Origin of the sequence: Pseudoruegeria sp. SK021, assembly GCF_002119405.1 — a bacterium.
Taxonomy (GTDB): domain Bacteria; phylum Pseudomonadota; class Alphaproteobacteria; order Rhodobacterales; family Rhodobacteraceae; genus Meridianimarinicoccus.
Genome location: NZ_MTBG01000060.1, coordinates 1 through 9,328 on the forward strand (window position 1 = coordinate 1; position 9,328 = coordinate 9,328).

Sequence of the window (9,328 nt, forward strand, 5' to 3'; positions counted from 1 at the left end):
TCAGAAAACACGACACAAAAGCGCAAGGAGAAAACAGCATTGACCCAGCCATGAAGCAGCAACCATAACATTCGGGCGGGTCAAATCTCAGTAACAAAGCTGGGTCAGTTCTCAGTGACAATCAACAAACAGACAATCCAATGCCGCCGCTTGCAACATCAAAAACAAGCCGCATAATCAATCACGCAACCGAACCAGAGCCTCCCACGTTCAAGCAGATCTGATGTCACATTTTATATGACGACGGACACTTTGCAGTATGCTCATGCCGCCTTCGCTGTCGCCTTGGAATCGCTCCGTGAATCTCAGGAACGCTTTGCAAAACGAAGTTCGCTCACTTTCCGGCAACGTCGATGATGACTTTGAACGTTTCGCTGCGGTTTTGCTGCCAGTAGTCGAAGGATTGATCCGCTTCTGACCACGGGAACACCCGAGAGATGAGCATGTCACCAAGGGTCGGGTGGGCCTCCAGAAACGAAATGACTTCTTCAAAATCGCTGCGGGTGGCATTGCGCGAGCCCATGATATCGAGCTCTTTTAAGTTGAACAGGGAGGTGTTGTAGCTGACCTCCTCTTTCGCGTAACCGACATAGACAACCCGGCCGGCGAAACTGGCGAGGTCAACGGCGCTGCGGAAGGTCTGGGGCAGACCGACTGCTTCGATGATGACCTGCGCACCTTGCTCGCCCGTGTGTTTCGCGATTTCAGCCGCAAGATCCGTTTCTTCGGGGTTAATGACCGCTGTCGCCCCAAGATTTAACAAAGTTTGACGTTTCATTTCACTTATTTCGACCATCACGACTTTCGCGTCGCGGGCCAAGGCGCCGAGCATTGCCCCCACGCCAATCATTCCGCCGCCGAACACAACAACCGTTTCGCCCGGCGCAACACGCCCGCGTACCACGGCGTGAAAGCCGACAGAAAGCGGTTCGACCAGAGACAGGTGCAAAGGGGCAAGGGTGTCGTTCAAGATTAATCGATCATGGTGTACCTTCAGCAAGCCTGACATGCCGCCATCTTGCTGCACACCCAAAGTCCGGTTGAAGCGGCAGGCATTTTGACGGCCCGCCAAACAAGACGAACACCTGCCGCATGTCGTATAAGGGATGACAATGGCGGATTTTCCGACTGCCATTTCGGCAGGGACATTGTCGCCACGGGCCTGAATCGTGCCGCCGATCTCATGGCCAGGAATTCGAGGCAGTTCGACAAGGGGGTTCATGCCTGAATATGTATTCAGGTCCGACCCACATAAACCGACATTCTGAACCGATAGGATCACACTGTTCGGATCGCAGATGGGCGCTTGGATGTCGCGAATTTCGGCGTGTCCAATTTCGGTGATTACGAGTGCTTCCATGAACAGATCCTGTTGATTGCCGCAAAAGCCAGAGGCAATAAGCCACCACCCAATGCGCATAATTTGTCGCCTCATAGGCCAACAAGGCAGCGGGCCGACAACGTCGAAATTTGTACTTAATGTTAAAAATACTATTGCCCTCGGTCAAGTGTTCTTTTTATATTATAGACATATTCGGAGGGATTATTCATGGTAACCATCCAGCAATCAACCAGAACTGCCGCACCTATCGTTCTGTTTGGTGCCAGCAGGTTTCTTCAGTCCCATGTGGATCCGAGGGCGGATGACGCCATACTTGACAGTGTGCGGGAGAACTGCCCGCGTGAAGTCACGCTTGCATTTGGAACGGTTGGCTTGGGCAGGCATGCACGCACGAAAGTAACGGCGGCTATTGAGCGGTATTTCAACCTAATTTTGGTTCCTAGGCGATCAGATATCGCGCAGAACCATGCTGCCACGGTCGATCGGTGTGCGCCCTGTGTCCTCGAAAGGGCAATCAGCTGGGATGATGACAGTGACAAATCCCACCTTGTCCAAAACAATATTCACCATGTTTGAGCGCACCAAAATCGGAAAGACTGACGTCATGGTCAGCAGCATCTCGTTCGGGTGCAGCGGGATCGCCAACCTCTATACCGAAGTGTCTGATGCCGAAGTGGTCGCTTTACTGGACCAAGCTTGGCTGCGCGGAATCCGCTACTTTGATGTGGCACCGCATTACGGGCGTGGATTGGCTGAAGTGCGATTAGGGACATTTCTGGCTGGAAAACCGCGGGAGGCGTTCGCCGTCTCGACCAAGGTGGGCCGTGTTCTCAGGCCCGGGTCAAAAGTCGACGAGGCCGATGGCTTCATCTCACCGCTTCCCAACACCGTGCACTATGATTACTCCGGCGCCGGCATCCGCGAAAGCTTTGAGGGTTCTTGTCAACGATTAGGCGTCGACTACATCGATATCCTGTATGTGCACGACATTGGCGCAATGACCCACGGTATTGACAATGCGGGCCATATGGCCGATTTGCTGGAAACGGGACTGCCAGAGATGGAACGTCTGAAGGCCGCGGGGCAGATCGGTGCAATAGGACTCGGTGTCAACGAAACACAAGTCTGTCTGGACATCATGCGGCACCATCCTTTGGATGCCATCTTGTTGGCTGGCCGCTGGACTTTGCTGGATCGCAGTGCCGAGGCTGAACTCGTCCCGCTATGCATAAAACAGGATACAAGCCTCGTTTTGGGCGGCATATTCAATTCAGGTATTCTGGCAACAGGGGCCGTGGACGGTGCGCATTATGATTATGGCCCGCCACCAGCAGAAATTTGCGATCAGGTAGAATGGCTGCAGCGATCCTGCGCCCAGTTCGAGATCCCGCTTGCAACAGCGGCAATGCAGTTTGGCCTGACGCGAACATGGGTTGCCAGTGTGCTGATTGGCACTGGCAAGGCATCATCCCTAAAACGCAATCTAGACGCGCTTGAGGTCAATTTTCCCGCGCCGCTTGCTAAGTTGTTGTTTTAGAGCCCGCAGTTTTCCAAATGGCTCGTGCGCCAGAGCGGGTTTTCCCGGAGCACGTTAGAAAAGAGCTTTTCCAAGCGAGAGTCCGCAAAAAACCGCGATCACGCCAAAAACTAACGTACTTCCAAGATAATAACCTGCTTGAAAGAGTTCGCCACGTTCAAGCATCTTCATCGTCTCTATAGAGAATGACGAGAATGTGGTGAACCCGCCCAGAAAACCGGTAATCACCAAAACGCGGACTTCTGCTGAATTTGAAAACGTGCGGGTGACGGCTTCTACTGCGAGACCGATCAAAAACGACCCAATAATGTTAACGGCGATCGTCCCCCACGGAAAGCCGTCTCCCCATAGCTTATTGGTATACAGGCCGACCAAATAGCGGCCGACTGAGCCGAACGCGCCGCCAATGGCCGTTAGCAATATAAGAGAATAAACTTGATTCATGAAACGATGCTCAGATTGGTCCCAACCGTAGGGTTAGCGGAATGGCGGACGTAGGTCGCAATCTGTTCTAACTGAGCGCCGCCCGCGACGAAACCGGGGACATCGGAATTATCGGCTTTGTCCATACCATCATACACGCCGCGTGCCATGGTGTCAGAAGTACCCGACACGACTGCCTGCGCAAGACTATTTTCTAGCCTGTCATGGGCTTTGTTGCAGAACTCTGATGCAAACCGCAGTTCCCCTTTCCCCGGACACACTTATCCTGCCGCGAAGCCTCTTCTATACGGGTGTTTTGAATAATAACGATCTTATGGAGGCCACGGTCAAGCGGCTTGGCAGCGCCTCAAAGATCTTCAGGTCCAAGGTCGCAGGTCTGAAACCTGACCTGGCCCATATCTTTCACAGGCCGCACTGTTTGGCTGCCGTCAGAACGACAACTCCCTGACCTCATCGGCCACAAGATCAAGCAGCACCCGATCGTGACTGATGGCAAGCATGCCGATCCTCGCGGTTTCGGCGAGGCTGCGCAGACAATTCCACAGACGCGCCTGCGCGATGGCGTCAAGGGATGCCGAGATTTCATCCAAGATCAGGTGGCTGGGCCGAACGGCGAGCGCACGAAGCAGGGCGACCCGCTGCAGTTGGCCGCCCGAAAGCTCATGAGGGAAGCGGTCAGACCAGCCGGGTTCTACGCCCAGTCGCGCCGCCATGTCTGGCCCGGGGGCCAAGCCTTCGGTGATGATCCGTCCGATCTTCCAGCGAGGATTCATCGTCGCCAGCGGGTTTTGCGCCACGTATTGCACGGGGCAAGCCCCCAGTTTGGGCAGCGGCGCGCCGCCAAGCGTTACGGCCCCGGCACGCGGCACATGCAGTCCAGACAGCACCCGCCCCAGTGTGGTCTTGCCGCAGCCTGACGGCCCGCACAGACCCACGATCTTGCCTTGGCCAAGGCTGAGGGACACGTTGCGCAGCACAGGGGCGGCGCGGCCATGACCGGCGGTGATCTCCCGCGCCTCCAGCAAAGACAGATCAGGCATCTGCATGTAACCCGTTTTGCGGCAAGGCCCGCCAGAGGGCGCGGGCAAAGCTGGACGTTAACCCATGGCCCGTCCCTTCAAAAGCCTGTGCGTCCTCTGGCACGCATACCTGCCCGTCCTGCATGACTGTGATCCGGTCGGAATAGGGCAACACTGACAGCAGGTCATGGGTGATGAGAAGCACGGCAGCCCCCCGATCAGCCTCGGCCCGCAAGCTGTCCAGAACGCGCGTTCGGCTGTCCGGGTCCAGCCCGACCGTCGGTTCGTCGGCGATGATAAGTTCAGGCGCGCCAGCCATAGATTGCGCGGCCAACACACGCCGTGCCATTCCGCCCGACAGTTGATGTGGAAAAGCGCCTGCCGTATCGGGGGGCAGCCCAACATCGATCAGTCGGCGGGTTACGTCAGGTGCAGCGCCCACACGCGAGGCGGACAAGCGCAACTGCGCCCCGACGCGGGCGGTTGGGTCAAGGTGACCGGTTTGTTGCGGCAGAAACGCGATGCGGCGTCCGCGGATGCCCTTTGGATAGGCCCCCGCAAGGTCATGCCCCGCAAAGCGGATCGCCCCAGACAAGCACGCGTTGGGCGGCAGCAGGCCGAGAATGGCCAGCGCCAACAGGCTTTTACCCGCGCCGGACGCGCCAATCAGTGCCAGAATTTCACCGGGCCCAAGCTGCAGCGTGACGTCCGAGACCACCTGCACCTCTTCTTGCCGGAATAACCCGCGATACCGCCGGAACGCGATGGAAAGATCGGTGAGTTGCAACATCAGGTGCGCGCCTCTGTTGGCGATGCAAGACGGCGCAGACTAGAGCCCAGCACCTCAAAGGACAGAACGAGGACCAAAAGCATGGCGCCGGGGAAAACCGCCAGCCACCAGCGCCCGGCACCGATGTGGCGCATGGCATCGGACAGCATGACGCCGATGGCGGGGCGCGACGGTTCCAACCCGAAGCCTAAGAATGTCAGGGCCGCCTCATGCAGGATCGCATGCGGGAACATCAGCAAGAACCCGACCATGGCCTGCGGCAACAAATGCGGCAAAATATGGTGCCTTATGGTGAACCACCGTGACCGGCCCAAAGCACGGGAGGTTTCGATGAATGAGGCGGATTGGACCTGAAGAAGTTCGCCGCGCAAAACCCGCGCAAGGCGCGGCCAGTGACTGACCGCGACGGCAAAAATAACGGCCGCAGTGCCGCCGCCCAGCATGAACGACAGCAACAACAGCAACATAAGGTGGGGCATGGCCAGCATTAAGTCGGTGACAAAGCGTGCCAAGCTGTCTGCGATCCCGCCGAAGCCGGAAACGAAAGTCACGCCAAGGGCAATGACAACCGAAAGGCCGGCGGCGAGTGCGCCAACCTGCAGACTAAGGGCCAAGCCGTGCATGCTGCGCGCCAGTAAGTCCCGCCCCATCTGGTCGGTTCCGAAAAGATGTGCGGCACTTGGCTGCAACAGGCGGGCGGCGAAATCTGCGCGAATTCCGGCCTCGCCCAGCCCCCATGACGAAAGGGCAACTGTCGCAATCAGGATTGCAGACAGCAGGGCCGCACTGGCCATTCGGCATCTCTCGTTCATCGGGAGCCTGCCCGGATCCGGGGATCGATGCGCCGTGTCAATTCGTCAGCGATCATGTTGCCAGTCGACACCAGCAGCGCGGTGAGCAGGGCAATGGCCATGAGCAGGGGCACATCGCCTTTTAATCCCGCCTCGACCGTCGCGCGCCCCAACCCTGGCCAAGCGAAAACCTGCTCTGCAAGTACCGAGCCGCCGATGATTTCGCCCATTGTCGCGAAAAGCGCGGTCAGGGCCGGGATCCCGGCGTTGCGGACGCCGTGGTGGCGGACGATGTCCCACGTCGACGCCCCCTGCGCACGGGCGAGAAGCACGTAGTCACTTTCAAAGACCTCGATCAGTTTGACCCGCGTGTGTAGCGCGATTTGGGCGACCCCGAAGGCGGTCAACACCGCGAGCGGCAGTATCAGATGTTCAAACCGTTGCCCAAGCGTGACGTCCTCGGGCAGCACACCAATCGGCCCGGCGCAGCAGATCGGGGCCCATCCCAGTTGCACTGAAAACACCGCCAGCGTCAGCATCGCCAGCCAAAAGGTCGGCGTCGCGGCAAGGGTGTAGCAGTAGACGCGGATCACCCGATCCGGCCAGCGTCCCGCCGTTGCCCCGGCAAGCAGGCCAAGCGCAAACCCTAACACCCCAGAGAGCGCCCAAGCCAGTCCTGTCAGTGCCAATGAGGCCAGCGCCCGGTCGGCCAGAACCCGGCTGACAGGCATATTATAGGCCGAACTGAAGCCCAGATTGCCCGACAGCACATTGCCTGCCCACGCGAAAAATTGGTCCGGCACAGGTCGGTTCAGGCCCCAGCTTGCTGCGATCTGCGCCTTCTGTTCCGGCCCGACCCTCGCCATTGCCGGGCCAAGATACGCATCGACCGGATCGACCGGGGATGCTTTCATCATGGCAAAAACCGCCACTGCTACCGCGACAAGCAGCAGAAATTGCCGAAGGATGAGCCGAAATGCGCGGACCGGTTCAGTCACAGGTCCAGCGCCAGTCGGTCAGCGTCGCCGTGATCGGCCAGCCGTGGCCATGCGGTTCGATCTGCATGGCCCCAAGGTCGAGACAGGTGTCGACAAAATAGACGTGATCGAGGTTCACCAGCCAAGCCCATGCATTGTCGCCTTGCCCGCCATACGTCTGGGCGGCCTCGGCCCAGAATGGGAACGACGCCTCAAGGCTCGGTGCCGATTGCGCCTGCGTAAACAGCGCCTCAACCTTCTGATTTTCATAGTACGACGGGTTCATGTAGCCAACACCGCCAAGCTTTGCGGCGTGAAGGCTATAGAGTTCAAAGGGGGAATGACTGCCGAAACCGAAGAGGACCGGCTCTGAATGCATCACGCGGTTGATGGAATCCCAACTGCCTCCGGTCGCAGTGGCCGCAATTCCCAACGGACGCAGCAGTTCAGCCACGATTTCAGCCAACGCCTGACGGGTTGGATCCGCGCTGGGATAGTTGATCGGGAACGCCGCGCGCACACCGTCCTTTTGCCGCGTCCCATCAGGGCCTTTGATCCATCCGGCCTGATCCAGAAGGGCCTCTGCGGCCTTCGGATCATGGATGATGGTATCCGTTGCCCCCGCCCAAGGCAGCCCATCGGCGGGACTGAACGCAGGCGTGCCGTGGCCGTTCAGCGCGACCTCAGTGATCAGGTCTCGGTCGAGCCAGAGGTTGATCGCACGGCGGATCGCCGGATCGGACGTCACGGCGTTGCCGATTTTGCGCCCGTCCACCTCGCGCGGCGGCGGAAAGGGCAGGCTCAGGCCGCGGTTATCCACGGATTGGACGGCCCGCGCATAAAACCCTTCGGGCACCGCGTCGGCCGCCTGTGCTGGTACCGCGACCATGTCCACGATGCCGGCCTGTGCTGCAAGCAGCCTGACATCGCTTCCGGTAAACAGGAACGTGATCCGCTCGAATGCGCCAGCGTCGCCATAATAGCGCGGGTTCTTTTCCACGATCAACTGTTCGCCCTCGGACCACGAGACCAGCCGGAATGGGCCAGAGCCCAATGGGTTGCGCCCGTAATCGGGGCCGTAATTCGCCGCTGGAACGATGCCGAGAGAGTAGAACGTCTCGACAAAGGTGATCCACGGGCGGGCCAGCGTGATCTGAACAGTCGTCGCGTCCAAGGCGTGCGCCGTATCCATCATCGTCAGATCATGGGTGCCGGGAGAGGCCTTGGCCCGTTCAAATGTAAACGCCACGTCCCGGGCCGTCAGTGGCGTACCATCCGAAAACGTGACATCGTCGCGCAGCGTGATCGTCCATGTCAGCCGGTCGTCAGAAAGGACCCATTTCGTCGCCAAGTCCGGCTGCGTCTCAAGGGCCGCGTCGCGCTTCAGCAACGTGGACTGAAACAGCGGGTTGCCGTAGCTGCCCCAGCCAAGCATAGGGTCAAAGCCTGTTTCCGGCTCTCCGCCGATCGCAAGCACAAGGTCCGTGGCGGTGTGCGCCACTGCCGGGCAGAAAACGACGCCAGCGATAGCCAAACAAAGCGATTTCATCAAAGCCCCGGAAGTATGACAAATTTCAAAGATACGCTTACTTTGGGTTATTGCCTATTGCAACGACGCACTTGAACCCCAAGGGCGCAGAGGTCAGAACCTAAGGGCGGGCCGGCGTTCTTGCACGGCATCTTTGGAATAGAAAGAGGCAGCCATATGCAGCGTGTCACCGTGACCCTTGATGATGATCTGATGGCTGATCTTGATACGGTCATGAAAGAGCGCGGCTATCGCAATCGCTCTGAGGCGATCCGCGACATGGCCCGCGCTGGTCTTACCAGAGCGCGGACAGAGGGGGCGCCGGATCGGCAGTGCATCGCGGCGCTTGTCTATACGTATGATCACGCCGCCCGGGATATGTCGCGACAATTGACATCAGTGCACCATTCTCATCACGACCTCGCGGTATCCTCGCTGCATGTCCACATGGATCATGACACCTGCCTCGAGGTTTCGATCTTGAAGGGTGCCGTCGGAGACGTGCGTCACTTCGCAGAACATCTCGTGGCCCAACGGAATGTCCGAAACGGCGAAGTTGTTATCATCCCAACATCAGTAAGAAGCGCGAATGAGGTTTGAAGGGTTCGGTCGCACATTTCTGATGTAAACGAGGGCAGACACTTCCCACCCAAGTTCGACAGCAAAACGAGTAAGTAATTGATATCGTTATAGCCGAATGGGCCAAAATGTAACTACACGAGCATGATCAGGCGGGTTTTGGCAGATTCAGGGTGTCAAATAGCTCCAGTTGCTGAGGGCTTGGGGTGGTGATGCCTTCGAGCTTGCGGTCCGCGATCTTGGCGTCATGGCGGTGAATGCGGGCGAGCAGGTCGAGCGCGGTGCGGGGGCTCGCGGAATGACCGCTGGCCTTCAGGCGCA

The 9,328-nt window shown here is 58.5% G+C and carries 9 protein-coding genes and 1 pseudogene; 2 read left to right on the plus strand and 8 right to left on the minus strand.

Annotated elements, in window-relative coordinates; genetic code table 11:
- Window positions 1-334: 334 nt before the first annotated feature.
- Complete coding sequence (locus BV911_RS17780) at window positions 335-1,435, minus strand: zinc-binding alcohol dehydrogenase family protein (protein ID WP_371588338.1); 1,101 nt, start codon at window positions 1,433-1,435, stop codon at window positions 335-337.
- A 430-nt stretch (window positions 1,436-1,865) separates the two neighbouring features.
- Here BV911_RS17780 and BV911_RS17785 point away from each other — a divergent pair, with 430 nt between their 5' ends.
- The gene (locus tag BV911_RS17785) at window positions 1,866-2,879 is read left to right on the plus strand and encodes an aldo/keto reductase (protein ID WP_240512349.1); all 1,014 of its coding nucleotides are present in this window, start codon (window positions 1,866-1,868) and stop codon (window positions 2,877-2,879) included.
- A gap of 54 nt (window positions 2,880-2,933) precedes the next feature.
- On the opposite strand, the gene crcB is transcribed toward BV911_RS17785, so the two are convergent.
- The 6 genes from crcB to BV911_RS17820 form a co-directional block, all read right to left on the minus strand.
- The gene (crcB, locus tag BV911_RS17790; protein WP_086054918.1) at window positions 2,934-3,323 is read right to left on the minus strand and encodes a fluoride efflux transporter CrcB; all 390 of its coding nucleotides are present in this window, start codon (window positions 3,321-3,323) and stop codon (window positions 2,934-2,936) included.
- A gap of 428 nt (window positions 3,324-3,751) precedes the next feature.
- Window positions 3,752-4,363, minus strand: coding sequence for an ABC transporter ATP-binding protein (locus BV911_RS17800; protein WP_205963898.1), 612 nt, complete (start codon window positions 4,361-4,363; stop codon window positions 3,752-3,754).
- Complete coding sequence (locus tag BV911_RS17805) at window positions 4,356-5,132, minus strand: ATP-binding cassette domain-containing protein (protein WP_086054920.1); 777 nt, start codon at window positions 5,130-5,132, stop codon at window positions 4,356-4,358. The genes BV911_RS17800 and BV911_RS17805 overlap by 8 nt, the downstream gene beginning before the upstream one ends.
- Window positions 5,132-5,926: an ABC transporter permease gene (locus BV911_RS17810; protein ID WP_240512350.1), complete on the minus strand. Its 795-nt coding sequence runs from the start codon at window positions 5,924-5,926 to the stop codon at window positions 5,132-5,134. Before BV911_RS17810 ends, BV911_RS17805 begins: the two co-directional genes overlap by 1 nt.
- Before the next feature lie 14 nt (window positions 5,927-5,940).
- Window positions 5,941-6,840, minus strand: a complete 900-nt coding sequence (locus BV911_RS17815; RefSeq protein ID WP_086054926.1) for an ABC transporter permease — start codon at window positions 6,838-6,840, stop codon at window positions 5,941-5,943.
- A gap of 73 nt (window positions 6,841-6,913) precedes the next feature.
- Window positions 6,914-8,449: an ABC transporter substrate-binding protein gene (locus BV911_RS17820; protein WP_086054922.1), complete on the minus strand. Its 1,536-nt coding sequence runs from the start codon at window positions 8,447-8,449 to the stop codon at window positions 6,914-6,916.
- Window positions 8,450-8,605: 156 nt separating this feature from the next.
- Between BV911_RS17820 and nikR the strand changes: the two genes are divergently transcribed.
- Window positions 8,606-9,028, plus strand: a complete 423-nt coding sequence (gene nikR, locus BV911_RS17825; RefSeq protein WP_086054923.1) for a nickel-responsive transcriptional regulator NikR — start codon at window positions 8,606-8,608, stop codon at window positions 9,026-9,028.
- Between the two features lie 127 nt (window positions 9,029-9,155).
- On the opposite strand, the pseudogene BV911_RS19320 reads toward nikR, so the two are convergent.
- A pseudogene (locus BV911_RS19320) lies at window positions 9,156-9,328 on the minus strand (IS1634 family transposase); the annotation flags it as partial.

Coding starts and splice junctions, on each gene's coding strand:
- BV911_RS17780 (WP_371588338.1), bottom strand. CDS start 1,435: ATGAGGCGACAAATTATGCGCATTGGGTGGTGGCTTATTGCCTCTGGC.
- BV911_RS17785 (WP_240512349.1), top strand. CDS start 1,866: ATGATGACAGTGACAAATCCCACCTTGTCCAAAACAATATTCACCATG.
- crcB (WP_086054918.1), bottom strand. CDS start 3,323: ATGAATCAAGTTTATTCTCTTATATTGCTAACGGCCATTGGCGGCGCG.
- BV911_RS17800 (WP_205963898.1), bottom strand. CDS start 4,363: ATGCCTGATCTGTCTTTGCTGGAGGCGCGGGAGATCACCGCCGGTCAT.
- BV911_RS17805 (WP_086054920.1), bottom strand. CDS start 5,132: ATGTTGCAACTCACCGATCTTTCCATCGCGTTCCGGCGGTATCGCGGG.
- BV911_RS17810 (WP_240512350.1), bottom strand. CDS start 5,926: ATGGCCAGTGCGGCCCTGCTGTCTGCAATCCTGATTGCGACAGTTGCC.
- BV911_RS17815 (WP_086054926.1), bottom strand. CDS start 6,840: ATGATGAAAGCATCCCCGGTCGATCCGGTCGATGCGTATCTTGGCCCG.
- BV911_RS17820 (WP_086054922.1), bottom strand. CDS start 8,449: ATGAAATCGCTTTGTTTGGCTATCGCTGGCGTCGTTTTCTGCCCGGCA.
- nikR (WP_086054923.1), top strand. CDS start 8,606: ATGCAGCGTGTCACCGTGACCCTTGATGATGATCTGATGGCTGATCTT.